This window comes from Sphingomonas agri (assembly GCF_038148795.1).
Classification (GTDB): domain Bacteria; phylum Pseudomonadota; class Alphaproteobacteria; order Sphingomonadales; family Sphingomonadaceae; genus Sphingomicrobium; species Sphingomicrobium agri.
Window position 1 is genome coordinate 537,501 of the sequence record NZ_JBAPEU010000001.1, and the last position, 26,954, is coordinate 564,454.

Below are 26,954 nucleotides of genomic sequence, written 5' to 3' on the forward strand. Positions count from 1 at the left end.
ATACCGCGCTCCAGACCTGGCCGGCCAGAAGGCTCACTGAATAAGCCAGCGCGACAGCCATCGCACCTGGGACCTGCCAAAGCGGCAAGCGCACGCTCTTTCGCTTGGTAAGGATGCGCCACCAAGCGCGGACGGTTCTCGAGAAGAAGAAGCCGAACGCACGCCCGACCCGGCCGAGCCGCGATGACTGATGCGTATGCGACACGTAAAAGTCGCGATCCAGACCGGTGATCCATGCACGCCACAGGAAGAATCGGTAGCTTGGATGGGGTGCGTGCACCGTCACGGCGTCGGCAACCCGGACATAGCGATGGTTATCTGCAAGGATGCCGCGAAGCCAGAAAACGCACGAATATTTGTAAGCGTTCAACTTCGGAAACGGTCGGCTTTTGAAAAACTCCGTGCGAACGGCGGTGTTGTTCGCGTAGATTCCCCATCGTGCAGCCGTTTCATGACGCTCGTCGAACAGGCCGAAGATCCAGATCAGCGCCAGGGCCCTCGAGAAGAAATCCACGGCGGCGAGGACAGTGATTCCTCCGACGGCCATGACGTCTGGTGAGTTGAATGGCTCCAACATGTTGCGAAGCCAGCCGGGTTGCGGCGCGGCATCGCTGTCGAGGAAAATGGAAACCTCAGTTTGCGCCCGCGACGCGCCGAAGTTCTTCAACTCATAGTATGTAAGACCACTCGTGGGCACGAGCTCCACCCTTGCATTCTCGAACAGCTTTGGAGCTGCATTCATGATGGTCCGCCGAATGATCTCGCCGTCGACGGCGTCTTTGTTGAACAGATAGGTGATGACGGGTCTGGCCCGCATTTGGGGCGCCGTATTCTCCAGCTCGCGCTCAAGCCCGGCTACTGCGCGAGCGGCCCACTCGTCCTCGACGTCGATGGCGTTTTCCCACTCGATCACGATTGTGCAGGGCAGCAGGTCAGGCGGGTTGGTCATTGCTCGGTGGCTCATTTTTCGGCGTCTCTTCCGGCCGAATCTCTTCGGAAGAACCGCGCGCTCGTGCGGAGGGGACGGCTATCATTCCAAAGCTTACTATTCTAGATCGCGCCGGCGCGGAATTTCCCTTCGTGATCATGACCGGCGGCCATCCGCGGACGTGCGGAGAGGCCTGCCACTGAAGGTTCAATCGACTGAGTGACACGTGGGTTGAGAAAAACCGGAATTTTCACGCGTCTCGCGAAGAACCTCGGATGGCTCCTCGGCTCAAGAGGGTTCGCTGCGGTTGCAAGCATCGGCTACCTCGCCATCGCGGCTCGTTCGCTGGGTCCGAAGGGCTTCGGCGAATTCACAGTCGTGCTGACCTATGGCCAGCTGATCGCGAATGTCGTTCAGTTTCAGTCGTTCAAGAGTATCATTCGCTATGGGGCGCTGCATCTGGCCAACGACAGGACGGGGCGGCTGGGGCGGCTGACCGGCTTGACGGCCACCCTCGATTTCACGAGCGGCATCGTGGGCGCGATCGCGGCGATCCTTCTTGCGCCGGTGGTCACGTCGTTCCTGCACTGGAATCTTTCCCAACAGCATTACGCGCAGATCTTCGCAGCAGTGCTTCTCGTTACCACAGGAGCAACACCAACGGGTATTCTTCGCCTGTTCGATCGCTTCGATCTGATCGCGTATACCGATGCGATCTCCCCGGCCGTTCGCGTCGCCGGGTCCGCGGTAGCCTGGCTTATGGGCGCAAGCCTCGTATCGTTCCTCGTCGTCTGGGCTCTGGCTGCCGTGGTGCAGACGCTCGCTCAATGGGTCGCCGCGCTTCGAGTTCAAGCCGAACCGCTCCGGTTCGGACGGCGCCCATTCGTACGGGCCGTGCGCGAAAACCCCAGGATCCTGAAGTTCGCAATTCAGACCAATATTTCGAGCTCGCTAAGTTCTTCATCGCAATTGGGAATTCTCGCTGTCGGAGCTGTGGCCGGGCCGATTGAAGCCGGCGGGTTTCGACTGGCGCAGCGCCTCGCCAAGGGAATTACGAACCCGATCGAGACGGTGACCCGAGCGCTGTATCCGGAATTTGCGCGCCTGGTCGCGCAAAACGACCACCTGAAGCTCCGCCATGTTCTGCTACGCGTCTGTTTCATAGCCGCCGGTCTTGGAGCGCTCGCCGTTTTGATTGCCGGCCCGGCAGCCCCGGAGATCCTGCGAGTTGTGGCCGGCCCGCATTTCGCCTTTGCGCGCTCCTATCTGGTCCTTCTCCTGATCGCAGCTGCCGTTGATCTCGCTGGCTTTGCGCTTGAGCCCTTTCACAATGCGCACGGCCGTGCGGGTCGTGTGCTGCGTATCCGCTTGGTGGGTGCCCTGACATATCTCATACTCTTGGCCTGCCTTATCCCGCCGCTTGGCGCGACCGGAGCCGCTCTGGCCACCGTGGGCGCCTCACTGGTCACCTTTGCCCAGTTCGCCCGGTCCTCGTGGCAGATCCTCAGCAAATCCCTGGCTTAGGCCGGATCGACTGCGCTCACCTGCGTGCGACACGATGTTGCGCATTTGTAAGTTGTTCGACCCAAGGTGGCCCGATTAGGCCCGGGAGATGGAGTCGGAGCAAACGCCGCAAGCCGGGCAGTGCCCCGCGCCCTGGTACCTGACGGTCGTCTGCATGTTTCAGAACGAGGCCGCTTACCTCGAGGAGTGGCTGGCCTTCTGCCTGTCGGAGGGCGTCGAGCATGTCCTGCTCTACGATAATGCCAGCACTGATATCTCGCGCGACGTCCTTCAGCCGTGGATCGAAACCGGGTTCGTCGAGCTGATCGACTGGCCCATCAAGTTCGAGAGTGGCGCTCAGATCAAAGCTTACAACGATGCGCTTGAGCGAATCCGCGGACGGACGCGATGGGCGGCATTCATCGATGTCGACGAATATCTTTTCTCGCCGTCCGGACGATCATTGCCGGAGACGCTTGAGCAGTATGAAGCGCATGCCGGCATCATCGTGAATTGGCAGTGCTACGGCAGTTCGGGCCACGTGACGCAGCCCATCGGTCTCACGATCGAGAATTATACCCGGCGAGCGAAAGCCAACTGGGCACGCAATCGCCGCGTCAAGACTATCGTCGACCCTTCGCGCGCGACAGAAGCCCAGAGCGTTCACCTCTTCAAGGTTCAGGAAGGCGCCTCGCTCGTAACGGAGAACTTCCGTGCGATTCAGGTGGTTCGGAGCACCCGGGGCCGCATGTGGCTTCGGCATGCCGCGTCATGGCTACCGTATCTACCGTTCGAGCCCTACGGTCTTACGGAGTCATCAATCCGCGAGGTCTCCGTGGAGAATCTTCGCATCAACCATTACGTCACGCGGTCCCAAGCGGAGTCCGTCTCAAAATACAAGGATCGCAAGACGATGCGGGCTAGGGATCGCCGATCCTACACACGTTATCACGACCGGAACGAGGTTGATGATCCAATCCTGGTGTCGAGAGGCGAACAGGTTCGAGCGATCATCGCCAGAGTGCGTGCGGGGAAGCCGGCCTCGACTGAGGCGGCGACGGGGCCGTAGCAAGTTGGGCTGTCAACGCCCGCAAGGGCCATTAAAGGTGCCCGGCTACGGTGGGCCGCTCGACTGAAACTGGATCTGTGATTTGCCTACAGTGCCACTACGCATGCGGACGATCAGCATCGTACTCCACAAGTTCGACCGCGGCGGCAGCCCGCGGGTTGCGGCCTATCTTGCCCGCGGCTTTGCCGAGCGTGGCGCGGCCGTGGAGCTCGTCGTTTTCACGGGCCGCGGAGAGGTCGACGGCGTAATCGCGCCGCTAGCCGGGCCGGACGTCAAGCTGATCTATCTCAGTGAATTCAAGGGACCGCGATCGTTCGACCTTGCTGCCGGATTTCGGGCGCTTGCCAAACATCTTCAGCGGACCGCCCCCGACGTCGTCATCGCCGCGGCGAACAATGTTGCGGTCGTGACCGCCGCGGCCGTGCGCCATGCGGGCCTCACATCCACCCGCTTGTTCCTCAAAACCACCAATCCGATCGCGAGTTCGCGGCACCGCGGGCTCGTCAGGGCTGTCCGTCGGTGGTCGTACCGACGGGCCTTCGCGAGGGCAGCCGGCGTCTGGACCCTGAGCCCCTCGGAAAGTGAAGAGATGCGGGCTGCTTTCCCTGAGTTCAGCGGCCTGTTTCGCGCCGTCTACAATCCGTACGTCACGCCTGAAATGTTCGGAGACGAACCCGCTGGAAACGCTGCCAGGAGCGACGCGCCATTAATCCTGGCCGTAGGCCGGCTGACGACGCAGAAGCGGCTTGAGCGGCTGATCGCCGCGTTTGCCAAGGTCAGCGACAAGAAGGCGCGCTTGCTCATTCTGGGCGAAGGTGAAGAGCGCGAACGCCTTGAAACCCAGGTTCGGCAGCTCGGGCTTCAGGACCGTGTGCAAATGCCAGGGTTCAGTGACAACGTGGCCGAGGCCTATCGCACCGCGAACCTGGTCGTTCTGACTTCCGACTACGAGGGACTGCCCGCCGTTCTGCTGGAAGCGATGGCGAGTAACTGCCCCATCCTGACTACAGACTGCTTTCCAGCCGCGCGCGCCATCATCGAAGGCGCTGATGGCTGCGCGATCATCGAGGATACGGCGCCCGCCGTCCTAGCAGCGCAAATCGACGCCCAGCTTCGCCGCCCCAGACCTTCAACGCTCCGGGCCATTGCCGAGCATTATTCCATCGAGAATGGGATCCGCAGCCACTTCGAAGCGATGGCCGAAGGGTCAGCCGCCCGATGAGTGCGCGCCCCGACTGGAGTGTAGGCTCTTGAGCCTGCCGACAGGTGGCATTCTGATGACCATGCACCGGATGAGCCAGGGCGGGGCCGACCGGGTGGCCGTGCTCCTTGCGAACGGATTCCATGCCGCTGGTATTCCCATCGATTTCTTGCTCTTGAGGAGCGGCGGCGAGGGAGAGCAGACGCTTACGGACCTCCTCGATCCAGGGGTGCGCCTCCATTCGGCTGGGGCGCCGTTGGGCTCGCGGCACCTCGAGCTCATCCGTGGAGCGTCCGCAATTCGTTCGCTTGCCGCTTCCGTTCGCCCATCGCTTGTGCTTGCCACCAGTAGCAACATGGGCCTTGTCACAGGTGTAGCATGCCGGGACCTTCGCCGAAGCGGCGTGGGCGTCGCCATGAAGCTTACCAACCCCATCATCCGGCCGCGGGATCGTCACACGATCCAAAAGGCGTACAGGACCGCTCTTTATCGCTTCATCTTCGAGAAGCATGATCGCGTACTGACGCTCACGGACGCCGAGCGCCGGTATTTGCGGAGCCGCTATCCGGCGTTTTCGAACCGTTTCTTTACCGTTCCAAATGCGTATGTCGCGGCCGATCAGCTTCGTTCGGGCAAGCCCAAACGTTCTGCGAAAGTCGGTCCGCGCCTGCTTACTCTGGCACGCATGATGCCGCAGAAGCGTCTGGACGTCCTGATCGAAGCGTTTGCCCTACTGAGCCGGTCGGATGCCCGGTTGACGATATTGGGCGATGGGCCGCTGCGTCCCTCGATTGAGAGGCTTGCGCGGTCGCTTGGCGTCGCTGGCCGCGTCGACATGCCCGGCTTCATCGATGATGTCGGACCTGCGTTGCGCGCTGCCGATCTCTTCGTGCTCTCGTCGGATTACGAGGGACTGCCGGCCGCCGTGATCGAGGCGCTTGCCTGCAATGTGCCCGTCGTCACCACCGATTGCTTCTTCGGAGCGCGCGAGATGCTCGGAACCTCGCCGTTCTGTGCCGTTACGCCTGTCGGCGATCCCGTCGCACTCGCTCGCGCGATCGACGCGTCGCTTGCGCTCGGGCCTGCACGAGGCTTGCAGGAGATGGCCGCGGAGTACGGCATCGAAGCATCGATCGCAGCGCACCTCGAGGTCCTGCGACCGCTGATGAAGCCAAGCTCGGGGAGTTAGGCTGGCGGGCGTCGCGCCTCGTCCCACCAAAGTGCGAACACGGTCACCGCGTACAGCATGCGGCTATGGTCGGCCTCCGAGCGCCGATGCTCATCGAACATTTGGCGTACTGCTGCGCGATCGAGATACCCGGACGAGGCGGCGCCGCTGTTCTCCCAGGTATCCCGGCCAAAGTCATTGAGCTCGTCCCTGAACCAGTCGCGATGGGGCACCTGGAAGCCCTGCTTGGGGCGTTTGAGGATATGTGCGGGCAGCCACTGCGCGATCGCATCGCGAACGAGGGCTTTCCCTGTCGACCCTCTGAGCTTCATCGCAGTCGGGACAGTGAGCGCCCATTCGACGAGCTTGTGCGAGAGAAGCGGAACACGCGCTTCCAGCGAGTGTGCCATGCTTGCACGATCGAGGCGCGTGAGCATCTGAGACGGCATGTTGAGGGTGAGGTCTGCGAGAAGAAACTGGTCCAGCGCCCCGGTCGCGGTCGCGCCGCCCGCCGACAGATACTCTTGCTCCAGAGATTCGAAATCTTCGAATCCGGCGTTTTGCCGATCGAATTCCCGCGAGTAGACCCGATGTCGGACGCTTTGACGACTGATCTGGGTTGCCGCGAAAAACTGCTGATACCCGTCCGGAAGGCGCGCAAATTCCGAGAACCGCGCTACATGCTGTCGCAAGAGGTTCACGCGCGGGGAGCCGCCCCATTTCAAGCCGCTAATGATCGCGCCTGCACGACCGGCGGCACCGACGAGCGATCGGTAGCGCTCGATCAGCGCGGCATTCCTGTGGCGCTTGTAACCGGCGAAAAGTTCGTCACCCCCTTCTCCGCACAGTACCACTTTCACATGCTGAGCGCCGAGACGCGATGCCCACCAGGTCGGAATTGCGGCCATGTCGGCAAAGGGCTCATCAAAGCAGCGGACGACTTCGGGAATCGCGGCGATCATGTCGCTGGCCGTCAGGGGCAACACGACGTGCTCGCAACCGAGATGCGCTGCAATCTCGCGGGCGGCCTCGCTCTCGTCGATCGCAGCGCCCGGGTAGCCAACGGTGAACGCCGTGATTTTTTGGGTTGTGGATCGTGTCATCGCCGCAAGCACAGCAGAAGAGTCGATTCCACCGGAGAGAAACGCACCCACCGGGACGTCGGCCATCATGTGACGAGCCGTCGTTTCCTGCAGGATCGTGCGAAATTCGTTGGTCCAATCCGCCGCGGACAGCCCCTCCTGCGCCAACAGCTTGGGCTTCCAGAATTGTTGAGCACGGCCATCGCCGTTGGGGCCAATGGTGAGGAAGTGACCTGGTTTGAGGCTCTCCACTTCCAGATAGATCGAGCGCGGCATCCGGACATGCCCGAAACTGAAGAAGTCGTGGACGGATCGCGGGTCGATGGTGAACCGGAGGGAGGGTAATGCGAGCAGCGCCTTCAACTCGGAGCCGAAGGCGATGCCGCCATGCTGCCGGGAAATGTAGAGCGGCTTGATCCCGAGCGGATCACGCGCCAGCGTCAGCTCGCGGGTGTCGCGGTCCCAGATCGCCGCCGCGTACATCCCCTCCAGCTTCGCCCAGCAGGAATTTCCCCACCGTTCAAACGCGGCCAGGACCGTTTCGGTGTCGCTATGCGACCTGAAGCGCGCCTTGTCCCCGAGGCTCTCCCGCAGAGCCATATGGTTATATACTTCTCCATTGTAGACGATCGTGTATCGGCCGTCGGTCGTCTGCATCGGTTGATGTCCGCCAGCGACGTCGACGATGCTGAGGCGACGCATGCCAAGACCGACGTCGCCATCGACGAACATACCGGAGTCATCGGGGCCGCGGTGAAGGATTGCGTCACACTGCGCTTTCACCAGCGCCGCGTCGACTGCCTGCCCTCCGCGCCGGTACCATCCTGCAATCCCGCACATTACCAGTCTTGTCCTTGGTCTCGCCTCAAAAAGATCGGCGTCAGGCGACCAAACGCGAGACCGGAGGTGTTTCGTCAAGACCAATCACGAAATGTTCTATCGTGCGGGCGCCCCGGGCAGAGGATTTCTCCTCCGTCAGGTCGATGTGACTGGCAAACAGCCGCTGCTGCGCTGCCTTGTGGCGGTCGGGCCACTCGACCGCGGATCGCAATGCGTCGTCGAGCGCCGCCACGTCATCGATCACGTCGCCGGCCGCCCAGTGCGCGAAGTTCGGATCGTCCTCGTAATCCGTCCGTCGGTGGCTATTGAGAAAAATGCAGGGTCGCGGGTCGACGAGGAATTCGTAAACCTGACTGCTGACATCGCCGAGGTAAATGTCGGCGGCCTGGGTGTATGTCATGTCCGTGCAGGCGGGGCTCGAGAGGTCGATGTGGATGTTTGGAGCGCGCCGAATCCGCTCCGGAATCGAGCCCGGCCAGTGAAGGCGCGGCGGGCTGATCGTGACCGTTACGGGCCGCTCGAACAGCATCACGTGAGGAGCGAAAATCAGGTTGTAATCCTGATTCCGGGCGAAAAACTGCAGAACATCCTCGCCGTGGCGAAACCACGAACTGAGGTGCGGTGCCACATGCGGATTATAGAGAACTGTAGGTCGCTTGCTGTCCGGAAACGGACCGTGTGTGACCCTTGCAGGCGCTACGTCGAACTTGGGATAGCCAACAACGGCAATCCTGTGCTCCTCGATCGCCGCCTCCTCGATCAGCCTCTTGCGGATCGCGTCGCCGGCGACGAGGACCATGTCGAACCTCGAACTGGCGCGATTGAACCCGATCGCGCGGTCACCCGCGCCATGGCGCGTGTGGATGAGTTTCAGATGCTTCAGACCATAGCGGCTCCGAAGTACGGTCGATGTCTTCTCGGTGACGACCAGCACGTCCAACGATCTGAAAACGTCCAGATTGTCGCGGTACAGCGCGAGCTTGTGGGCGGGGATAAGCCAGTTCAGGCCGGCGTTGAACAGTTTGCCCGTGCGGGAGCGCAGGCTGAGTTCTTCGACCTCGACGTCGGACTGCTGCTCGCGCAAGATCTTTCTGACCTCGGCCGTGATCCGTGCGCTGCCGGTGAGCGCGACAACGCTTCCGCATCGCCCTCGGCGAGCCAGCTCGATCGCGATCGGAAGGCTGTGTCGGACCTGGTGGACGTGGTCGTGATTGAAGAGGAACCCGATCCGCACGCTGGGCTCAGAACTCCCGTCTAAGTTAGGCAGGACCTCTAACACGAGGCAGGTGCGGCAGCCGACTTACAACTCGGTAATCCGGCCGCCGATCGAAGCTCAGTGCGCTCTTGCGAATTTCCAGGAGATGCACATCAATGCCGGCGTACCGGCGTTATGAGCGCTCGTCGTACCCTAGGTCTTGCCGATGTCAATTGAGCGTGAAGCTGTCGAGATCCCAGTCAGACGCTGGCGCTCGACGAGAAAGGTGAAGCGCCGCTTGTCCCTAAGGTACCAGAGCATTCGGTTCTCTATGCGATGATCGGCGTTTCTCTGCTCGCGCTTGTCATGCTTGGCACTCTGGGAGCTTACACTGGTGGAGCGCCGTTGGATCGCGGCGCTCTTCGCGTGCTGCTGCTCGGCGGCTTTGCTGTGCTCGTGACGACGCTGGTTGGGCCTGTTCAAGATTTCGGCTTGATGATTGCCCCGCCCTGCGGAGGTTGCCCACCCCACCAGGATCGGCCTTATCTTAAAATAATGTCACAATTTGCCCCTTCACCTGCGGGAGAGCGGCCTCGGCTAACCTCCGGTTCGGATTCGAGCTACGGGCATCGAGGAGATCCGACCCGCAATTAGCCAGGAAGCCGCCCGCGGGGGCTTTTATCGTAGCTAGAAATTGTACGCGCGCTCACCGTGATCCGCGATGTCGAGGCCTTCGCGTTCGGCGTCTCGCGGGTGCCTTAGTGGCATCACCAGCCTTACCAGCGAAAAACACAGGGCCGAGCCGGCCGCCGACCAGGTTCCGGCGAGCCCGACTGCAGCGGCCTGAGCAAGAAGCTGGTGGCCGAGCCTGTAATCGAGGTTCGCGTGACCGCCGAGCAAGGGCAGTGCGACGAACGCGGTTCCGATGGATCCGATGATACCGCCGAGGCCGTGGATCCCGAATACGTCGAGGCTGTCGTCGAGCTCCAAACGGTTCTTCACGAATCTCACGAACCCGTAACAGGCAAGACTTGCGACCGCGCCGAGCAGCATCGCGCCGATGGGCCCGCTTGAGCCTGCTGCAGGAGTGACTGCGACCAGCCCCGCAACGGCTCCCGAGGCTCCGCCGAGCATGGACGGCTTGCCCGAGACCAGGCGTTCGGCGGCCATCCAGGCGAGTAGTCCCGCTGCGGGTGCGACCAGCGTGTTGACCATTGCAAGGGCGGCGAGGCCATTCGCCTCGAGCGCCGAACCCGCGTTGAACCCGAACCAGCCCACCCACAGCAGCCCCGCCCCGACCATTGTCAGCGCGAGGGAATGGGGTGGCATGGCTTCCCTCAGGTGCCCGATCCGCTTCCCGGCGAACGCAACACCGACCAGTCCTGCCACGCCCGAATTGACGTGCACCACGGTGCCGCCCGCAAAGTCCATTGCACCAAACCGGAACATGAGCCCGTCGGCCGACCAGACCATGTGCGCGATCGGGGCGTAGACGATTGTCTGCCACAGGAACGAAAAGAGCATGATCGCCGAAAAGCGCACCCGCTCGACGAGCGCACCGATCACGAGGCCGCCCGTAATTGCAGCAAAGCTCATCTGGAAGGCAGCGAAGACAAGCTCGGGGATTGCCTTGCCGCTCGAGGCGACCGGCCACGCGCTCGTCTCCGAGAGGCCGGCAAACCCCGCCTTCGAAAGGCCGCCGATCACCCGGCCGCCTTGGCTGAAGGCGAGGCTGTAGTTCCACATCAGCCAAGCAAGGATCGCCACTGCGCTGATACCCAGCACCTGGCTCATGACCGACAGCAGGTTCTTGGCGCGGACTAGGCCGCCATAAAATAGCGCGAGACCAGGCAGGATCATCAAGATGACGAGAGCAGTGGACACGAGCATCCACGCAGTGTCGCCGCTGTCGATCGTGAGCTGCTGCATGACAACGCCCCGCTTCCTGGAGCCCCAAGCTAACGGCGTTGGACCGGTGAGCCATGTGAATCGTTCACGCCGCAATGACGAGATCCCAGGTTCCTGCACCCATGGAGGCCTTGCTTGCCGCCGAGCTGCCAGATGGCGGCGGCTGGCAATTCGAGCCCAAGTGGGATGGCTTTCGCTGCCTTGCGCGACGCGACAATGACGAGGTCACGCTAACCTCCAAGTCCGGCAAGCCACTTGCGCGCTACTTTCCGGAAGTGGTCGACATGCTTCGCACCCTGAGTTCGAAGCAATTCCTGCTCGATGGCGAACTGATCATTCCTGCTGGCGATGCACTATCGTTCGAGGCGTTGCAGCTCCGGCTGCATCCTGCCGAGAGCCGCGTCAGGAAGCTCGCCGCCGAAACGCCGGCCGAGATCATGGCCTTCGACCTGCTGGAGCTCGACGGCAATTCGCTTGCCGGGCTCCCGCTCTCGAAAAGGCGCGAGCGGCTGGAGCGATTCTTCAGGAAGAACTCGGCCCGCGCGCTGCAGCTCTCGCCAATGACCTGCGACCGCAGGGTTGCCCTTGGCTGGCTGGAGCGCAGCGGCGGCGCGCTCGACGGGGTCATCGCCAAGCGTGCGGACCTTGAATACCGGTCGGGCGAACGGGCGATGATCAAGGTCAAGCAGCAGCGAACGGCCGACTGTGTCGTCGGCGGGTTTCGATATGCGGAAAAGAAGAAGGAAGTGGGTTCCCTTCTCCTCGGTCTCTATGACGAGGACGGCCGGCTGAACCATGTCGGTTTTACGTCGGCCATTCCCGCGGGCGAACGCCCCAAGCTGACCAAGGATCTCGAGAGGCTGATCGAGCCCCCCGGCTTCACCGGGAGCGCGCCGGGAGGCCCGAGCCGCTGGAATACCGAGCGGTCGATGGCCTGGAAGCCTCTGCGACCCGTGCTCGTCGTCGAGGTCCGCTACGATCAGGTTACGGCCGGGCGGTTCCGCCACGGCACGGGCTTCCTGCGCTGGCGGCCAGACAAGGATCCGCAACAATGCACGTTCGACCAGCTGGCGCCCGAGCTGAAGCCGTCGGAGCTTCGGGAATTGTTCGCTCGATGAGCTCCTTGTTCGACGCACCCGTAATCGCAGGCCTGAAATACGAGGCCGAGCTCATTGGCAAAGAAGATGAGCTAAGACTGCTGCAGCATCTGGACGAGGTCGACCTGACGCCGTTCCGGTTCCACGGCTGGCTTGGCAACCGCAAGACACGGAGCTTTGGCTGGCGTTACGATTTTGAGGATGCGAGCTTCTCGCCGGCCCTGCCCGCCCCTGAGTGGCTGCATCCCCTGCGTCAGCGTGCGGCGGCATTTGCGGATCTTCCTTCCGACGCGTTCGCCCATGTCCTCGTCGCCCGTTATGACCCGGGAGCCGGAATCGGATGGCACCGCGACCGGGACGTGTTCGAGGATGTGGTTGGGATCTCGCTGAACACGCCGGCCAGGCTTCGGTTTCGGCAAAGGAGAAACGGCGGGTTCCGCCGCGCGAGTATCGAGGTCGAGCCTCGCTCGGCTTATCTCTTGTCCGGCGAAGCGCGGTGGGATTGGGAGCACAGGATCACGCCCGGCGATGAGCTCCGGTTCTCGATTACATTCCGAACCCTGTCGGCCAAAGGACGTCGGTTGGCGGCTCTGCAGCATTGACGGAACGGGCCACGTCCGGGGCAGTTTTGCGCTCATGCGCTGGGCATTGCTGTTGGTCCTCTTCTTATGTGCATGCTCCAAGGGGGCTGCGGCCGACCTGCCTTCCATTGCCGCAGCACGATCGCTCGGGGCCGAATGGGCGTTGGTCAACGAGCAGGCCGCTCAAGGAAGGCTGACCACGGCCTACATCGAAACAATGCGCCGCAGCTTCCGCGAGCAGCTCAAGGCCGCGGCCTCGTCGCTGACCCAGCGGGATTCACCCTATGGCCATGAAATCGATGCGCTGCTCGCGCTTCCGGACGGCGCTTCGCCGGATCAACTTCGGGCCCACGCCGCGAAGTTAAAACAGATCGAGCGAAGCCTTGAATCCGCTTGAACTGACGCTCGGGATCATGACCGCCGTCGGCGGTTTCGTCGATATCAGCGAACTGGTGTTCGCGGCCCAGGCGGGTTCACTTTTCGGCTATGCTTTGATGTGGGTCTTCCTGCTGGGGACCATTGGGATGGGCGTCTTCGGCGAGATGGCTGGGCGCGTCGCTGCCATTGCCAAGCAACCGGTATTCAACCTGATACGCCATCGTCTGGGGCTCAATCTTGGCCTTGTCACGTTGATTGGATCGCTCCTCAGCACGCTCGTCACCTGCGCCGCGGAGGTGGGCGGCATGGGGCTCATTCTGCATTATCTGACTGGCGCGCCTTATCTGCTGATGGCGATAGTGAGCACAGTTGCACTGTTCGCATCGATGTGGGTGCTGCCGTTCAAGTGGATCGAACGCACCTATGGCATGCTGGGCCTCCTCATGATCACGTTCGCGGTCGGATTGGTCGCTATCCATCCGCCCTGGGCGAAGGTCGCAGCCGGGCTGGTGCCGCAGGTTCCACGCGGGCTCAGCTCGAGAGAGCTGTTGACCTTCGCCTATTTCACCGTCGCGATCCTCAGCGCCGTTCTGTTTCCCTACGAATCCTATTTCTATTCTTCGGGCGGCATTGAGGAGCAGTGGGGCGCGAAAGACTTGCTGACCAACAGGATTACCTGCACGGTGGGGTTCGGCCTGGGTTCACTTCTCGCGCTGTCGATCCTGGCGAGCTCGACGCAGCTTTTCGGGCCCGTGCTTGTGGGTCCGCAGGTCCCGGGAACGACGGCTATCCAAGCAGCAATCCCGCTTGGTCGTCTGGGACTGATCTTTGCACTCCTTGGCATGTTGTTCGCTGTTGCCGGCGCAGCAGTCGAAACATGCATGAGCAATGCTTATGCAGTGGCGCAATTCTTCGGCTGGGAATGGGGCCGGCACAAGAAACCGTGGGAAGCGCCGCGCTTCACCATTGCCTGGATCGTCGTCCTTGTGCTCGCCCTCATCATTGTCCTCACGGGCGTTGACGTGATGCGGCTCGTGGAATTTGCGGTCCTGTTCTCGATCGTCGTCCTGCCCCTTACCTATCTGCCGCTGATGCTGCTTGCGAACGACAAGAGCTACATGGGCCAGTATGCGAACAAGTGGCTCGCAAAGACCTTGGGCTGGCTGTTCCTCCTGGTCGTCACAGCAGCAGCCATTGCTGCAGTTCCGCTCTACTTGGTGACGTCGGGAGGACAGGCATGAACGTCGAGGACCCGATCAAGCTCGTGAGCCAGCTTCTGGATCTCCCGATCATCGACAAGGATGAACGCTGGTGCGGCATCGTCGATGACATTGAGCTGGAAGGCGTCGCCGGCAAGCAAATGCGGTTCAAGGCGCTGCTCGTCGGTCCCGGAGCCTACTCGGGCCGAATGCCGCGTTGGTTGTGCTGGATCACGCGCAAGATCGGCGGCGAGCGAATTACTCGGGTTCCGACAAGTCAGATCATCGAGATCGGTGCCGTCGTGAAACTCAAGTCGAGGGCCGAGGGGCTGGGGCTGCACGTCGCCGAGGACAGGGCGCGCGTCTGGATCCCGCGCGTGGGTGCAATGTAATGCGGCTCTCCAGCCTGCGCGGATCAAGGGTGAGAACGCTCGACGGCGAGACCCTCGGACGGGTGCACGAAGTGCATTGCGAAGGTTGCCGGATCACGGCGATCGTGGCCGGCCCCGGTGCTTTGATCGAAATGCTCACCGCGAAGAAGAAAGGCCGCCGCATTCCCTGGGAGTGCGTCCGCAAGATCGGTCGCGACGAGATCGTCGTTACTCCCGATCCGCCGCGGCGGACCCTCAAGCCTCGCGCATCTCGAAGCCCGCAAGGCACTCGGCGACCCAGCGCGCAGCGGTCAAAGCGCTAAGATCGGTGCCATCGAGCGGTGGATCCCATTCAGTGAGGTCGATCACTCGTACGCGGCGATCGGAGGCAAGGCGGCGGACAGCATAAAAGAAGTCGCTGACTGGCATGCCGCCGGGCCTCGCGCCGGGTGCCGCCGGAAACTGAGAGCGGTCGATGACGTCGATATCGCAATCGACGACGATCGCCTCGCATTGGCTGACCTGCTCGAGAGCGCGGTCGATCGCGAGCCAGATTCCAAGCCGCCGCACCTCGCCGATCGTGACGACGAGATTGCCGGCCGAGATGGCGTCCTCGTGCATCTTGCGCGAATTGGCGAAGCTGGCGAGCCCGAGCTGGGCTATGTTCCTGCCGGGAAGTCCATCCTCGATCAGCGCCCGCACGGGATTGCCGTTGCTGAGCCCTTCATCTGTTTCGCGCATGTCGAAATGGGCATCGAGAGTGATGAGGCCGACCTTGTCGAGCGGAAGCCCGAGGCCCAGGACTGCCGGGCGCGTGATCGCGTTGTTCCCGCCGACCAGCAACGTCAGCTGATAGAGCGAACTGCTCTGCCGGACTGCATTGTTGATGGGATCGCTTGCTTCCTCGATCGACATCCCGGCGAGCTCGACATCTCCGCCATCGGCAATCCGGGTTGAAAGCTCACGGCGCGTTTCGACGTCATAGCGGCCGATGCGGCGAAGGGTCTGCCTTAGGAGAGCCGGCGCCTGGTCGCAGTTCCCCGCCGTTACCGAGCCGGCCGCGAGCGGGACTCCGACCATCCCGACCAGCGCCTTGGCATCGGGCGCCACGACGAGCTCCGAAAGATTGGGCCAGCTGCTCATGACTGGACCCTAACAGCAGCGCTCGCCTAAGGGCAGTCTCATGTGGGACCGGCTTCTCGTCGATTGCAACATTGCGACCTTGGAGGAAGCGCCGGGCAACCCGCTCGGCATCGTTGAAAATGGCGCCATTGCAATAGCCGACGGCAAGATCCTGCGCGTTGGCAAGCGGACCGAACTTGCCGGATTTCGTGCACGGGAAGTTGTCGCTCTTGGCGGCGCCTGGGTTACTCCGGGCCTCGTCGATTGCCACACCCACCTCATATTTGGCGGAACCCGCGCGGACGAGCATGCGATGCGGCGGGCTGGCGCAACCTACCAGCAGATCGCCGAGGCGGGCGGTGGCATTGCCTCGACCGTGAGGCGGACTACTGGCGCATCGGACGAGGACCTTCTCGAACAGAGCCGCCTGCGGCTCCATGCCCTGATGGGAGGCGGCTGCACCACCGTCGAGGTCAAGTCCGGCTATGGGCTCGATACCGGAAGCGAACTCAGGCTGCTGAAGATTGCAGCTCGCCTCGCCGGGGGCGACGACGTTCGGATCGTTCCGACCTTGCTTGCCCTTCATGCTCTGCCCGCCGACCAGAAGGACCGGCGCGCCCACTATGTCAGCGAGATCATCGACAAGCTCATTCCAGCTGCGGCCGCCGAGGGTCTCGCAAGCAGCATCGATGCCTTTTGCGAGACGATCGCCTTCACGAGAGACGAGGTTGAACGCCTCTTTAAATCCGCGGCGCACCACGGCCTTCGTGTCCGCCTTCATGCCGAGCAATTGTCGAACCAGCACGGAGCTGCTCTTGCTGCCGAGTACCGGGCCCTTTCGGCGGACCATCTTGAGCATCTCGACGAAGCGGGAGCGAGGGCGATGGCCTCGGCGGGAACGATCGCGGTCCTTCTGCCGGGCGCTTATTACGCCCTTCAAGAGAAGAAGAAGCCCCCGGTCGCGCTGCTTCGCAAGCACAAGGTTCCGATCGCGGTCGCTACCGACTGCAACCCGGGCACCTCGCCTTTGCTCTCGCCAACGCTTGCAATGAACATGGCTTGCACTCTTTTCGGGCTCACTCCTGAAGAGGCGCTCGCAGGCATGACAGTCAACGCTGCACGCGCACTCGGGCTTGCCCATGCGATCGGAAGCGTCGCTGCGGGCAAGCAGGCGGACCTGTGCGTATGGCGCATCGAGACGCTCGCGGAACTTGGTTATTGGATCGGCCTGCCAGGCCCTGAACGGCGTCTGTTCGGGGGTCGGGATGCGTAACGTTGCGGCGGCGCTGGTCGCGATCGTTTGCTGGGCCGGACTCGCGGTCCAGTTTGCGGCGAGCTATTCAAGCATTCACGACATCGGCGGCACCCTGTGGGTGCTGGGCCGTTTCTTCACCGTCACGACCAACCTTCTGGTCGCCGCCGCGATGACAGGCGCCGCGATCGGACGCCGGCCGTCGCCCGGAGTGCTGGGAGGATTGACGCTCGCACTCATCCTCGTGGGCGTCGTCTATGCCTTCCTGCTTCAGGGCCTTCACCACTTGAGGGGCTCGGCGCTCGTTGCCGACTTCCTCCTGCACAAGGTCTCACCCATCCTCATGGCGCTATGGTGGCTGCTCTTCTCGCCGCGCGCCCGGCTCCAGTGGAGTGCGCCCGTCTGGTGGAGCATCTACCCGATTGTCTATTTCGCCTACGTGATTGCCCGCGGCCAGTTCGATCATCGCTATCCTTATCCGTTCATCGACGTCGCGAAGCTCGGTTGGCTGCAGGTTGCGCTCAATGCCGGGGGTATCGCTCTTGCCTTCATTCTGGCGGGATTCGCGCTCGTGTGGGTGGATAGCTGGCGGCCGCTTGGGCCGAGCGCGGGCAGGCGCTAGAGCGGCCGGGATGAACGCCAATCGACGCGACAATAGCCGCCACATCCGCGCCCGCCGCGGAAGCGAGATCAAGGCCAGGCAATGGACCACCGAAGCGGCGGTCCGCATGCTCATGAACAACCTTGACGACGAGGTTGCCGAGGATCCTCAGAGCCTGGTCGTCTATGGCGGGATCGGCCGCGCCGCGCGCAACTGGGAATGTTTCGACAAGATCGTCGAGACATTGGAACGCCTGGAGGCAGACCAGACCCTCCTCGTCCAGTCCGGAAAGCCGGTCGGCGTCTTTCGCACCCATGCGGACGCACCCCGGGTCCTCATCGCCAACTCGAACATCGTTCCCAGATGGGCGACCTGGGAGTGCTTCAACGAGCTCGATCGCAAGGGCCTGATGATGTACGGCCAGATGACCGCCGGCAGCTGGATCTACATCGGCACGCAAGGCATCGTCCAAGGCACGTACGAGACCTTCGCCGAAATGGGCCGGCAGCATTATGGCGGTGACCTCACGGGACGCTGGATCTTGACTGCGGGTCTTGGCGGGATGGGCGGTGCTCAGCCGCTCGCTGCGGTCATGGCAGGCGCGCACTGCATTGCGATCGAAATTCAGGAAAGCCGGATCGAGAAGCGGCTCGAGACCCGCTATCTCGACCGCCGCGCGACGAGCATCGACGAGGCTCTGGAGATCATCGGCAGCGCGGGCGAGCCGACCAGCGTGGGTCTTCTTGGAAATGCTGCCGAGATCCTGCCGGAAATGCTACAGCGCGGCATCCGACCCGACGCGCTCACCGACCAGACCAGTGCTCACGACCCTGCGAACGGCTATTGTCCGGCGGGCTGGAGCGTCGCCAAGTGGCAGGAGATGCGCGAACGGGATCCAGCCGCCGTCGCTGCGGCAGCGCGCCTCTCGATCGCCCGCCATGTGGAGGCGATGCTCGCCTACAAGGACATGGGGGTCCCGACCTTCGACTATGGCAACAACATCCGGCAGGAAGCCAAGGACGTGGGTGTTGCCCACGCCTTCGACTTTCCGGGTTTTGTTCCCGCCTATGTCCGTCCCTTGTTCTGCCGCGGCATAGGCCCCTTCCGGTGGGCTGCGCTCTCGGGCGATCCCGACGACATTTACCGGACCGATCGGCGCGTGAAGGAGCTCATACCCGATGACGAGCACCTTCATCGCTGGCTGGACATGGCACGCGAGAGGATCGCGTTCCAGGGTTTGCCGGCACGGATATGCTGGGTTGGCCTGGGCCAGCGCCACCGCCTCGGCCTCGCCTTCAATGAAATGGTGAGGAACGGCGAGGTTTCGGCACCCATCGTCATCGGGCGTGACCATCTCGACAGCGGCTCCGTCGCCTCTCCCAACCGGGAAACCGAAAGCATGAGAGATGCAAGTGACGTCGTGTCTGACTGGCCGCTTCTTAACGCTCTCCTCAACACGGCTTCGGGCGCGACCTGGGTTTCGCTTCACCACGGTGGCGGCGTCGGCATGGGCTATTCGCAGCACGCTGGAATGGTGATCGTCGCCGATGGCACCGACGATGCGGCCCGCCGGCTGGAGCGGGTTCTCTGGAACGACCCCGCAACGGGCGTCATGCGCCATGCCGACGCTGGCTACGCCACCGCGCTTGACTGCGCGCGCGAGCAGGGTCTCGACCTGCCGATGGTGAACTCGTGAGGCTCAATCCCGAAAGCATCGATCTTGGGACTCTGCGTCAAATCTGGGCGGGTGAGGAGGTCAGCCTCGATGCTTCCGCGATGGAGAGGGTCGTATCGTCCGCCGCCGCGGTGGAGCGCATCGTTACCGGGGGCAAGACCGTCTACGGCGTGAACACGGGATTTGGAATGCTCGCCAATACGCGCATTCCTGATGACCGGCTTGCCGAGCTCCAGACCAATCTCATTCTTTCGCACAGCGCCGGCCTTGGCGATCCGCTGCCGCGCCATGTCACGCGCCTGATGATCGTCCTCAAGCTGCTTGGACTTGGCCGAGGCCATTCCGGTGTCCGGCCGCTGGTCATCGAAGCGCTGCAGCGCCTACTCGATGCCGACGCAATGCCGCTCATCCCGGCTCAGGGGAGCGTAGGCGCGAGCGGCGACCTTGCTCCGCTAGCGCACCTTATTTCAGCCCTCATGGGCTTTGGCCGGATCGATGTTGCAGGCGAGATCATAGGTGCCGCCGCAGCTCTCGAGCGCCTGGCGCTCGAACCTCTCAAGCTTGGTCCGAAGGAAGGCCTCGCGCTCATTAACGGAACGCAGGCGAGCACGGCGCTCGGCCTCGAGGCGCTATTTCAGGGCGAGCGCGTATTTGCTGCAGCGATTGCTGCCGGAGCGCTCTCCGTCGACGCCTTGAAGGGCTCCGCCAAGCCGTTCGACGCACGCGTTTCCGCCCTTCGGGGGCAACCGGGCCAGATCCGCGTCGCCGCTGCAATCGAGGATCTGCTCGCGGGCAGCGAGATCCTTACAAGCCACATCCAGTGCAGCCGGGTGCAGGATCCGTATAGCTTCCGATGCCAGCCGCAGGTCATGGGAGCTGCTTTGGACTGGCTCCAGAATGCCGCTCGGACGCTAACGATCGAGGCTGCTGCGGTGACAGACAATCCGATCGTCTTCGCGGACGAGGACAGCGCCATTTCCGGCGGCAATTTCCATGCCGAGCCGGTCGCCTTTGCAGCGGACTCAATCGCCATGGTGCTTTGCGAGGTGGGCTCCATCTCTGAACGTCGGGTCAGTGTCCTCGTCGATCCGAAGATGAGCGGATTACCGGCGTTCCTGACGCAGGATTCCGGTGTGAACTCGGGCCTCATGATTCCCCAGGTCACGGCCGCGGCCCTGGTCAGCGAGAATAAGAGCCTGGCCTTCCCGGCGAGCGTGGATTCGATCCCGACGTCGGCCGGACAGGAAGATCATGTCTCCATGGCGCCGATTGCCGCGCGCAAGGCGGCGCAGATTGCCCGCAATGCTGCCGGCGTGATCGCGGTCGAGCTGATGGCCGCGGCCGAGGGCATCGACTACCATGCACCGCTCAAAACCTCACCGAAGCTCCAGGGTGTGCATATGAAGGTCCGCGAGCTTTCGCCTCACTTTACGGCGGACCGATACTGGGCGGACGAGATGAGCGCGCTTCAGAGCGCGGTCCTGTCGGGGAATTTCGGCGTCGAAGGCGTGGGCCTCAGCTGACCCGTGTCCAGCGCTGTTCCTTGCACAGGAGCCCGAGGACTGCGCAGCCCTTCACCATCATGACGTTGGGACTGACCTGGCGGACCGTGGCAGAGCCCGAGATACTGCGCTTGGGCTCAAACGCGCTCCCCTTGTAAACCCCGTCGCCGGCAGGCCGCAGGTCGCTAAGAACGCGTGTGCCGGGCGTCGTTCCGCGTTCGCGGTTCTTCGCCGTTGCCCAGCTCACGGTCCCGCAGAAGGCATCGCCGCATCGGGTTACGTTGACGATCACGCTATGGTGCGGGTTCGCCCAGTGACCCTCGAGCGGTGCCTGTGCCGAAGCACTCGCGGCGCTGCCGATCGCGACCAAGACAAAAGCTGCGCTTGTGAGAATGCGTTTCATCCGGGCTGGTTAGCCCGGTTTTGTGGCCAAAATGGAACGCTGAGCTTGCCCGTGGATGAACGCAAGACGGCTAGTCCGAAGTCGGTAACGGTCCGTCGAACCGCGTCCACAGGGCGGATTTGCAAAGCGATTTGCCCGCGGCGCAGCCGGAAACCCTCAGCTGTCCCGGGCTGATCGGCTGGAGCTTTGCGGTTACCCGCATGTTCTTGTCGGGGATGAATAGTTTGCCGTGCCAGCGGCCTTTGGAATCCTGCCGGACGTTCGTCAGGAGCTGAGTTCCCGCCAGCTGGGCCGTCGTTTTGGCGGCATCCCTCTGCGCCTTCGCGCTTGCCCATGCGACGGTGCCGCAAAAAATCGTAGTCCCGCACGAGGCGATGGAAATGATGCTGCTTCCGCCGGGACTGCGCCAGAGGCCTTCGATCGAGGTCGAGGGCACCTGCGCGGCGAGCGTTGCGGCAAGTAGAAGTGCGCTCATGGATCCGCTCCTACTGCCATATATTGGAGACTCAGTGGAAATCGCGGCTTTTTGGGATGATCTCCACGTCGCGCGGGTGCCGGGCGGCCGGCGCGCGCCAGCTTCCCGCGGCATCGCCTTGGCTGAGGGTCGAGGGCATGGCTTCGTCGCCGAGACGGCGGAGCAGGGAACTATGGTCCTCAAGCCGGCGTGCAACGACGTGAATGACATTGCTGTCCGGATCACGCTGAACGATGCCGTGCACTGCCATCAACCGGGCACCCATGACGATCTTGCGCTGTTTCTCGAACACGTCGGGCCAGACAACGAGATTGGCGATGCCCGTCTCGTCTTCGATGGTGATGAACACCACGCCCTTGGCGCTGCCAGGGCGTTGGCGGATCAGCACCAGGCCGGCGATCGACAGGCGCTTTCCGTCCCTGATGAATGCCAGTTTTTCCGCGGCGATGAACTTCTCCTGCGTATAATGAGCGCGAAGGAAGTGCATCGGGTGCGCCTTGAGGCTGAGACGGATGGTCTGGTAATCATTTACGACATGCTCGGACAGCGGCATGGGCGGAAGCCGGGCCGGCTGCTGTTCCGCGCCTTCGTCCCGAGCCTCGGCATAAGTGAACAGCGGCAGGTCTGGCGCGAGCTTCAATCCACGCGAATCCCATAGCGCCTTGCGGCGATCGAGCCCCATCGACCGGAATGCATCGGCAGCGGCAAGGCGCTGGATTGCATGCACTGGCACGGTGCCGCGCGTGCGCAACTCGTCGATCGTCCGGTAGGGGCGACCGGCGACCAACCGAACTGCAGGTTCGCGCTGCAATCCGTCGATCTGACGCAGCCCCAGGCGAAGGGCCTCCGAGCTGTCGCCGGCAGAAGTGCTTTCAAGCGTGCAGTCCCAGTCGCTCGCGTTCACGTCGACCTCGCGCACCTCGACTTCATGCTCGCGCGCGTCGCGGACGATCTGCGCCGGCGCATAAAAGCCCATCGGTTGTGAATTGAGGAGCGCACAGGCGAATGCTGCTGGGTAACGCCACCTTAGCCAACTCGACACGTAAACGAGATGCGCGAAGCTCGCTGCATGGCTTTCGGGAAATCCATATTCCCCGAAGCCCTTGATCTGGTCAAAGCAGCGCTGCGCAAAATCGCGATCGTAGCCGCGTTCGACCATGCGTCCGACCATCATCGCCTCGAGCGGTTCGATTTTTCCCCGGGAACGGAAGGTCGCCATGGCCTTCCTCAGCTGGTTTGCTTCGGCGGGCGTGAATTTTGCCGCATCGATGGCAATTTTCATCGCCTGTTCCTGGAAGATCGGGACGCCCATGGTTCGGCCCAGGATCCGCTCGAGTTCGTCCGGTGGACCGTGCTCGGGATAGGGGCAGGGGAAAGTAACCGGTTCCTTGCCGCCGCGCCGCTTCAAATAGGGATGGACCATGTCGCCCTGAATTGGCCCAGGCCTCACGATCGCGACCTCGATCACGAGATCGTAGAAGCAGCGGGGCCTCAGGCGCGGGAGCATGTTCATCTGTGCACGGCTTTCAACCTGGAACACCCCGAGCGAATCCCCGCGGCAGAGCATGTCGTAGACTTCCGGCACCTCCTGCGGGATCGTGGCGAGGGTCCAGCTTTCCCCGCGGTGCTTGCGCACGAGGTCGAAGCATTTGCGAATGCAGGTCAGCATGCCGAGTGCGAGCACGTCGATCTTGAGGATGCCGAGTTCGTCGATATCGTCCTTGTCCCATTCGATGAAGGTGCGGTCGTCCATCGCTCCGTTGCCGATGGGCACCGTCTCGGTCAGCGGCCGCTCGGTCAGGATAAAACCGCCGACATGCTGGGACAGGTGACGCGGCATGCCCACCAGCTGCTCGGCAAGCTTCATCGTGCGCCTCAAGAGCGGATCGGAAAGATCGAGACCGGCATCGTTCGCCCGTGCGTCTTCAAGCTCGGGGTCCATGCTGCCCCAGATGGTTGATGCGAGCGCGCTGCATACGTCTTCGGAAAGCCCCATGACCTTTCCGACCTCGCGGATCGCCGAGCGCGGGCGATAATGAATGACAGTGGCGGCGATACCAGCACGATCGCGACCATATTTCTCGTAAATGTGCTGGATGACCTCCTCGCGCCGCTCATGTTCGAAATCGACGTCGATGTCGGGTGGCTCCTTACGCTCCTCGGAGATGAAGCGTTCAAACAGGAGCTCGCTGGTCGACGGGTCGACCCCCGTGATCCCGAGGCAGTAGCAAACGGCGCTGTTGGCCGCCGAACCGCGCCCCTGGCAGAGGATCGGCGGGTCCAGTCCCCGGGCGAATGCCACGATGTCGTGGACAGTCAGGAAATAGCGGGCGAAATCGAGCTTCTCGATGAGCGCTAGCTCGTGCTGGAGCTGCTTGAGCACCTTCTCGGGAATGCCCGCAGGCCATCGCTCCTCCGCGCCCCTCCAGGTGAGATAAGCTAGATGCTGCTGCGGTGTTCTTCCATCGGGCACCGTTTCCCGTGGATATTCGTAGCGAAGCTCGTTGAGGCTGAAGTTCAGCCCGTCTGCAAATTCCCGGGTCGCTGCAATTGCGTGCGGCCAACGCTCGAAAAGACGGATCATCTCGGCCGGCGATTTCAGGTGTCGCTCGGCATTGGCATTGAGAAGATAGCCGGCGCTCGCGATCGTCACCTTCTCACGGATGCAGGTGACGACGTCCTGCAGCGGACGGCGGTCCGGTGCGTGGTAATGAACGTCATTGGTGGCAAGGATCGTGCAGCCGTGCTTTCGCGCCAGCCGGTCGAGCTGCTCGATGCGAGCGGCATCGCCCCTCTGGTAGAGCCATGATGCGGCAACATGGCGAAGTGACGTCAAGGCATCGCAAAGCCTCGGCAACTCGCGTTCAAAGGCATCGAGATCGGGAGGCGGCCAGCCAATGAAGGCGATGCCTTCTTGGTGCAGGACAACCTCGGCGAGGCTCAGCTCGCACCGGCCCTTGTCGGCTCGCATCTTGCCAAGGCTCAGCAGGCGCGACAGCCGGCCATAGCCTTCGCGGTCAATCGGGTAGGCAAGCAGGCTGGGTGCATCGATGAGGTCGAGCCGGCACCCGATCAGCGGCTTCAATCCCGCGACTTCGCACGCGCTATTCATCCGAACTACGCCAGCAAGGGTGTTACGGTCGGCAATGCCGATCGCGTCATAGCCAAGTTCAAGCGCGGCCAGCGTCAGCTCGATCGCATCCGATGCGCCTCGAAGAAACGAAAAAGGCGAGGTGACACCGAGCTCCACATATGACGAAGTCGTGGCGGGCGGGGGCGCCATATCATCACCGCGCACCAGTTTCATGCGCGAGAAACCGACCTTCTCGGGCATCAGCCGAACAGTCCGTGGATGAACCAGATGGGCACGCTGCCGCGTCCATCACCGATGAGGCCGTCGCGGTAGATCCAGTAGCGGCGCCCCTGCGCATCCTCGACCCGGTAATAATCGCGCAGCCGGCTCGAAGAGGGTTGGCGCCACCATTCCGGCGCGATGCGTTCAGGGCCTTCGACGCGGGCAATGTCATGCACCGCGCGTCGCCAGATGAACCGCCGCGGCATGCCTTCGGGCGTCGCATAGATGACGTCGATCGCTTCCGGCCGGTCAAGCAGGCGCTGGGGACGATCTCTGTCTTGACAGCGGGTCTCGGCGGATGGCGGGAGCGGGTCGACGGCCGCACCCCATCCGCTGGCTCGTTCGGGCAAATGACTTTGCTTTGGATGTGGTCGCCGCACTGCCCTGGTGCCGAGCTTCACTGTCAGCCGGTCCACCAGCCGTGCAACCTCCCGCTCGCCCGAAGGCAGTTCGACTAGGCTGTCCTGCGCAGCGTCCACCGCCTCCGTCCAATCGGCCCTCAGCGCGAAGGCGTCGAAACCGAATTGCGGGTCGAGGGCTGCAGCCTTGGCGGCGAGCAGGCGCCGGAGGTGCTTGGGTTCGCGGCTCGCAATCGTGGTCGCAACCGAAGCAAGGGCAATGCTCCCGTCGACGCGATAGCCGCTGAGCGACATCTGCCGTACCCCGAGCTGGCGCTGCTGAAGCTGATCGACGAGATCTGGAACCAGCCGTTCGAGTGCCTGGCTCGCGGCATCGTGATGCGTTGCAGGCTCTTCAAGCTTGAACAAGGCGCGAGGCGGGGGATCAACCGATGTGGATGTCAGCGGTTCGTGCTTGCGACCGAGCATCCGATCGAGCGCATCGATGACATCCTCGGCGCCCCGGAATCGGCGTGCCAGCGCGAGCCGGGGAAGGCCCAGCAGGGCGCCGATGGTCTTGAGGCCGAGCCGTTCGAGCGTCCGAACCGTGTCTGCGTCCAGTCGCAACGCCGATATGTGAAGCGGAATTAATTCGTCATGCCAATCAAGTTCCCCGTCCACGCCGGTCTCTACCGGAACGACAATGGCAGATGACCGGCCAAAGTGGCTGAGCGCCCACGCAGCCCCGGCCGTGGGTGCAATTGCTACTCGAGAGTTCACTCCAAGCCGAGAGAAGCGCTGCTTGATATCGCGCACGAGGTTGCGCTCCCCCGCGAACAAGTGCCCAACGCCGCTGACGTCGAGCCTCATTCCCTCTCCGTCGACTTCAACCAGCGGGGACCAGCGGCCGGCCCATTTCACGAGGCGCTGCACGAACCCGGCATCACCTTCAGGATCGGCAGGAACGGCGATCAGTCCGGGCTCGAGCGCCCTTGCATCGGTAAGGCGGGCACCGGCTCTTGCGCCGCGTTCAGCGGCGGCCCTCGTGACCGAATGGATGACGGGACCATGGGCACCCTCGATCGTGAGAACGACCGGCGCTTCAGGCGCGTAGTCGCTCGAACTCGCCCATCGTTCGATTGCCAGTTCCGGTAACCAGATGGAACACACCCGCTTCATGAGCGATGCTCCAGCAGCCGGGCGGCGTGCCACGTGCCCGGAATAATTCGGCATTCCAGGCGGGCGTTCCCGATGCGCGAGGATCGAGTTCGTTGATCAGTGACGGCGCGCTTGCGATCCGCCAGCGCATCCTTGCGCCGCTGAGGTTCGCATTGCCACCAAGCCGGACAAGCCAGCAGGGAGTACCGCTGCGTTCCGACGCGACCGCAAGGCGCCGGGTTGCAGTGAAGTCGAGCGCACGTGGATCTCCCCACAGTTCGCCGATCACGGCCGAGAGGCAGGAGCATCTTACCCCTTCCTCCATCGCCCACAGCGCATCTCTTGCCTCGCGCGCCTCGACGTGGATGAGATCATCCGCGGGAAGTCCTGGCGGGTAGATGCGCCCGCTCTCCAGGATCGCCATGCGATCCTGCACCCACAGCACGGGCTTGCCGGCTGGAAGCTGGGCCAGCAGGAACTGCATCCAGCCGCCGTCGCGCGGATGGCTCGAGAACAGCTCGGAAAGAGTTGGGCCGGAAGGTACAGGCAAGCG

At 62.9% G+C, this 26,954-nt stretch carries 25 protein-coding genes (1 of these 25 only partly in view); 15 read left to right on the forward strand and 10 right to left on the reverse strand.

Annotated features, from left to right (window positions below; genetic code table 11):
• Positions 1 to 964 carry the 5' portion of a glycosyltransferase gene (locus V8192_RS02755; protein ID WP_341631520.1) on the reverse strand. The gene continues 65 nt to the left of window position 1, outside the view, so the window shows 964 of its 1,029 coding nt (coding positions 1-964); its start codon is at positions 962 to 964; its stop codon lies beyond the left edge, outside the window.
• A 183-nt stretch (positions 965 to 1,147) separates the two neighbouring features.
• Here V8192_RS02755 and V8192_RS02760 point away from each other — a divergent pair, with 183 nt between their 5' ends.
• The 4 genes from V8192_RS02760 (at position 1,148) to V8192_RS02775 (ending at position 5,890) form a co-directional block, all read left to right on the forward strand.
• A complete protein-coding gene (locus tag V8192_RS02760) occupies positions 1,148 to 2,452 on the forward strand; it encodes a lipopolysaccharide biosynthesis protein (protein ID WP_341631521.1) in 1,305 nt (434 codons plus the stop codon).
• Positions 2,453 to 2,540: 88 nt separating this feature from the next.
• Complete coding sequence (locus tag V8192_RS02765; RefSeq protein WP_341631522.1) at positions 2,541 to 3,500, forward strand: glycosyltransferase family 92 protein; 960 nt, start codon at positions 2,541 to 2,543, stop codon at positions 3,498 to 3,500.
• A 103-nt stretch (positions 3,501 to 3,603) separates the two neighbouring features.
• Positions 3,604 to 4,722, forward strand: a complete 1,119-nt coding sequence (locus V8192_RS02770) for a glycosyltransferase (RefSeq protein WP_341631523.1) — start codon at positions 3,604 to 3,606, stop codon at positions 4,720 to 4,722.
• 55 nt (positions 4,723 to 4,777) lie between these two features.
• Positions 4,778 to 5,890, forward strand: a complete 1,113-nt coding sequence (locus V8192_RS02775) for a glycosyltransferase (protein ID WP_341631524.1) — start codon at positions 4,778 to 4,780, stop codon at positions 5,888 to 5,890.
• Here V8192_RS02775 and asnB read toward each other — a convergent pair.
• Together asnB and V8192_RS02785 are read right to left on the reverse strand one after the other, a co-directional pair.
• Positions 5,887 to 7,791, reverse strand: a complete 1,905-nt coding sequence (gene asnB, locus V8192_RS02780) for an asparagine synthase (glutamine-hydrolyzing) (RefSeq protein ID WP_341631525.1) — start codon at positions 7,789 to 7,791, stop codon at positions 5,887 to 5,889. The two genes, V8192_RS02775 and asnB, sit on opposite strands and share 4 nt — an antisense overlap.
• A 40-nt stretch (positions 7,792 to 7,831) precedes the next feature.
• Complete coding sequence (locus V8192_RS02785; RefSeq protein WP_341631526.1) at positions 7,832 to 9,025, reverse strand: CDP-glycerol glycerophosphotransferase family protein; 1,194 nt, start codon at positions 9,023 to 9,025, stop codon at positions 7,832 to 7,834.
• A gap of 228 nt (positions 9,026 to 9,253) precedes the next feature.
• Between V8192_RS02785 and V8192_RS14620 the strand changes: the two genes are divergently transcribed.
• Positions 9,254 to 9,640, forward strand: coding sequence for a VIT1/CCC1 transporter family protein (locus V8192_RS14620; protein WP_373276326.1), 387 nt, complete (start codon positions 9,254 to 9,256; stop codon positions 9,638 to 9,640).
• A 33-nt stretch (positions 9,641 to 9,673) separates the two neighbouring features.
• Here V8192_RS14620 and V8192_RS02790 read toward each other — a convergent pair whose 3' ends face one another.
• Positions 9,674 to 10,915 carry an ammonium transporter gene (locus V8192_RS02790; RefSeq protein ID WP_341631527.1) on the reverse strand — a complete coding sequence of 414 codons (1,242 nt, stop codon included), beginning with the start codon at positions 10,913 to 10,915 and terminating at the stop codon, positions 9,674 to 9,676.
• A 74-nt stretch (positions 10,916 to 10,989) separates the two neighbouring features.
• On the opposite strand from V8192_RS02790, the gene V8192_RS02795 reads away from it, so the two are divergent.
• The 6 genes from V8192_RS02795 to V8192_RS14625 all read left to right on the forward strand — a co-directional run bounded on the left by V8192_RS02795 (position 10,990) and on the right by V8192_RS14625 (position 14,843).
• Positions 10,990 to 12,012: an ATP-dependent DNA ligase gene (locus V8192_RS02795; protein ID WP_341631528.1), complete on the forward strand. Its 1,023-nt coding sequence runs from the start codon at positions 10,990 to 10,992 to the stop codon at positions 12,010 to 12,012.
• Positions 12,009 to 12,593 (forward strand): alpha-ketoglutarate-dependent dioxygenase AlkB, encoded by a 585-nt coding sequence (locus V8192_RS02800; RefSeq protein WP_341631529.1) that lies wholly within the window; start codon positions 12,009 to 12,011, stop codon positions 12,591 to 12,593. Before V8192_RS02795 ends, V8192_RS02800 begins: the two co-directional genes overlap by 4 nt.
• 142 nt (positions 12,594 to 12,735) lie before the next feature.
• Positions 12,736 to 12,969, forward strand: a complete 234-nt coding sequence (locus tag V8192_RS02805; RefSeq protein ID WP_341631530.1) for a hypothetical protein — start codon at positions 12,736 to 12,738, stop codon at positions 12,967 to 12,969.
• On the forward strand, positions 12,956 to 14,191 hold the full coding sequence (locus tag V8192_RS02810) for an NRAMP family divalent metal transporter (protein WP_341631531.1): 1,236 nt from the start codon (positions 12,956 to 12,958) through the stop codon (positions 14,189 to 14,191). The genes V8192_RS02805 and V8192_RS02810 overlap by 14 nt, the downstream gene beginning before the upstream one ends.
• Positions 14,188 to 14,541 (forward strand): hypothetical protein, encoded by a 354-nt coding sequence (locus tag V8192_RS02815; RefSeq protein WP_341631532.1) that lies wholly within the window; start codon positions 14,188 to 14,190, stop codon positions 14,539 to 14,541. The genes V8192_RS02810 and V8192_RS02815 overlap by 4 nt, the downstream gene beginning before the upstream one ends.
• A complete protein-coding gene (locus V8192_RS14625; protein ID WP_373276308.1) occupies positions 14,541 to 14,843 on the forward strand; it encodes a PRC-barrel domain-containing protein in 303 nt (100 codons plus the stop codon). The genes V8192_RS02815 and V8192_RS14625 overlap by 1 nt, the downstream gene beginning before the upstream one ends.
• Here the strand turns inward: V8192_RS14625 and V8192_RS02825 are convergent.
• Entirely contained in the window at positions 14,776 to 15,663 is an 888-nt protein-coding gene (locus V8192_RS02825) for an arginase family protein (protein ID WP_341631533.1), read from the reverse strand. The two genes, V8192_RS14625 and V8192_RS02825, sit on opposite strands and share 68 nt — an antisense overlap.
• Positions 15,664 to 15,703: 40 nt before the next feature.
• Here V8192_RS02825 and hutI point away from each other — a divergent pair, with 40 nt between their 5' ends.
• From hutI to hutH, 4 genes are read left to right on the forward strand one after another with little or no spacing between them, the layout of a single operon-like run.
• Positions 15,704 to 16,915, forward strand: a complete 1,212-nt coding sequence (hutI, locus tag V8192_RS02830) for an imidazolonepropionase (protein ID WP_341631534.1) — start codon at positions 15,704 to 15,706, stop codon at positions 16,913 to 16,915.
• The gene (locus V8192_RS02835) at positions 16,908 to 17,516 is read left to right on the forward strand and encodes a Pr6Pr family membrane protein (protein WP_341631535.1); all 609 of its coding nucleotides are present in this window, start codon (positions 16,908 to 16,910) and stop codon (positions 17,514 to 17,516) included. Before hutI ends, V8192_RS02835 begins: the two co-directional genes overlap by 8 nt.
• A gap of 10 nt (positions 17,517 to 17,526) precedes the next feature.
• On the forward strand, positions 17,527 to 19,191 hold the full coding sequence (gene hutU / locus V8192_RS02840; RefSeq protein ID WP_341631536.1) for a urocanate hydratase: 1,665 nt from the start codon (positions 17,527 to 17,529) through the stop codon (positions 19,189 to 19,191).
• Positions 19,188 to 20,693: a histidine ammonia-lyase gene (gene hutH, locus V8192_RS02845; protein WP_341631537.1), complete on the forward strand. Its 1,506-nt coding sequence runs from the start codon at positions 19,188 to 19,190 to the stop codon at positions 20,691 to 20,693. Before hutU ends, hutH begins: the two co-directional genes overlap by 4 nt.
• Here the strand turns inward: hutH and V8192_RS02850 are convergent.
• The 5 genes from V8192_RS02850 to V8192_RS02870 form a co-directional block, all read right to left on the reverse strand.
• Positions 20,686 to 21,075 carry a DUF2147 domain-containing protein gene (locus V8192_RS02850; protein WP_341631538.1) on the reverse strand — a complete coding sequence of 130 codons (390 nt, stop codon included), beginning with the start codon at positions 21,073 to 21,075 and terminating at the stop codon, positions 20,686 to 20,688. The two genes, hutH and V8192_RS02850, sit on opposite strands and share 8 nt — an antisense overlap.
• A gap of 70 nt (positions 21,076 to 21,145) precedes the next feature.
• Entirely contained in the window at positions 21,146 to 21,550 is a 405-nt protein-coding gene (locus V8192_RS02855; protein ID WP_341631539.1) for a DUF2147 domain-containing protein, read from the reverse strand.
• A gap of 31 nt (positions 21,551 to 21,581) precedes the next feature.
• A complete protein-coding gene (locus V8192_RS02860; protein WP_444529433.1) occupies positions 21,582 to 24,833 on the reverse strand; it encodes an error-prone DNA polymerase in 3,252 nt (1,083 codons plus the stop codon).
• Between the two features lie 50 nt (positions 24,834 to 24,883).
• A complete protein-coding gene (locus tag V8192_RS02865) occupies positions 24,884 to 26,422 on the reverse strand; it encodes a DUF6504 family protein (protein ID WP_341631540.1) in 1,539 nt (512 codons plus the stop codon).
• Entirely contained in the window at positions 26,346 to 26,951 is a 606-nt protein-coding gene (locus V8192_RS02870; protein WP_341631541.1) for an ImuA family protein, read from the reverse strand. The genes V8192_RS02865 and V8192_RS02870 overlap by 77 nt, the downstream gene beginning before the upstream one ends.
• Between the last annotated feature and the right edge of the window lie 3 nt (positions 26,952 to 26,954).

What these genes read in the sequence shown, in the direction of transcription:
- V8192_RS02850 (WP_341631538.1), bottom strand. Translation starts at nt 21,075, where the DNA reads ATGAAACGCATTCTCACAAGCGCAGCTTTTGTCTTGGTCGCGATCGGC.
- V8192_RS02790 (WP_341631527.1), bottom strand. Translation starts at nt 10,915, where the DNA reads ATGCAGCAGCTCACGATCGACAGCGGCGACACTGCGTGGATGCTCGTG.
- V8192_RS02815 (WP_341631532.1), top strand. Translation starts at nt 14,188, where the DNA reads ATGAACGTCGAGGACCCGATCAAGCTCGTGAGCCAGCTTCTGGATCTC.
- V8192_RS02765 (WP_341631522.1), top strand. Translation starts at nt 2,541, where the DNA reads ATGGAGTCGGAGCAAACGCCGCAAGCCGGGCAGTGCCCCGCGCCCTGG.
- V8192_RS02825 (WP_341631533.1), bottom strand. Translation starts at nt 15,663, where the DNA reads ATGAGCAGCTGGCCCAATCTTTCGGAGCTCGTCGTGGCGCCCGATGCC.
- V8192_RS14625 (WP_373276308.1), top strand. Translation starts at nt 14,541, where the DNA reads ATGCGGCTCTCCAGCCTGCGCGGATCAAGGGTGAGAACGCTCGACGGC.
- V8192_RS02865 (WP_341631540.1), bottom strand. Translation starts at nt 26,422, where the DNA reads ATGAAGCGGGTGTGTTCCATCTGGTTACCGGAACTGGCAATCGAACGA.
- V8192_RS02800 (WP_341631529.1), top strand. Translation starts at nt 12,009, where the DNA reads ATGAGCTCCTTGTTCGACGCACCCGTAATCGCAGGCCTGAAATACGAG.
- asnB (WP_341631525.1), bottom strand. Translation starts at nt 7,791, where the DNA reads ATGTGCGGGATTGCAGGATGGTACCGGCGCGGAGGGCAGGCAGTCGAC.
- hutU (WP_341631536.1), top strand. Translation starts at nt 17,527, where the DNA reads ATGAACGCCAATCGACGCGACAATAGCCGCCACATCCGCGCCCGCCGC.
- V8192_RS02775 (WP_341631524.1), top strand. Translation starts at nt 4,778, where the DNA reads ATGACCATGCACCGGATGAGCCAGGGCGGGGCCGACCGGGTGGCCGTG.
- V8192_RS02770 (WP_341631523.1), top strand. Translation starts at nt 3,604, where the DNA reads ATGCGGACGATCAGCATCGTACTCCACAAGTTCGACCGCGGCGGCAGC.
- V8192_RS02860 (WP_444529433.1), bottom strand. Translation starts at nt 24,833, where the DNA reads ATGGCGCCCCCGCCCGCCACGACTTCGTCATATGTGGAGCTCGGTGTC.
- V8192_RS02855 (WP_341631539.1), bottom strand. Translation starts at nt 21,550, where the DNA reads ATGAGCGCACTTCTACTTGCCGCAACGCTCGCCGCGCAGGTGCCCTCG.
- V8192_RS02795 (WP_341631528.1), top strand. Translation starts at nt 10,990, where the DNA reads ATGACGAGATCCCAGGTTCCTGCACCCATGGAGGCCTTGCTTGCCGCC.
- V8192_RS02835 (WP_341631535.1), top strand. Translation starts at nt 16,908, where the DNA reads ATGCGTAACGTTGCGGCGGCGCTGGTCGCGATCGTTTGCTGGGCCGGA.
- hutI (WP_341631534.1), top strand. Translation starts at nt 15,704, where the DNA reads ATGTGGGACCGGCTTCTCGTCGATTGCAACATTGCGACCTTGGAGGAA.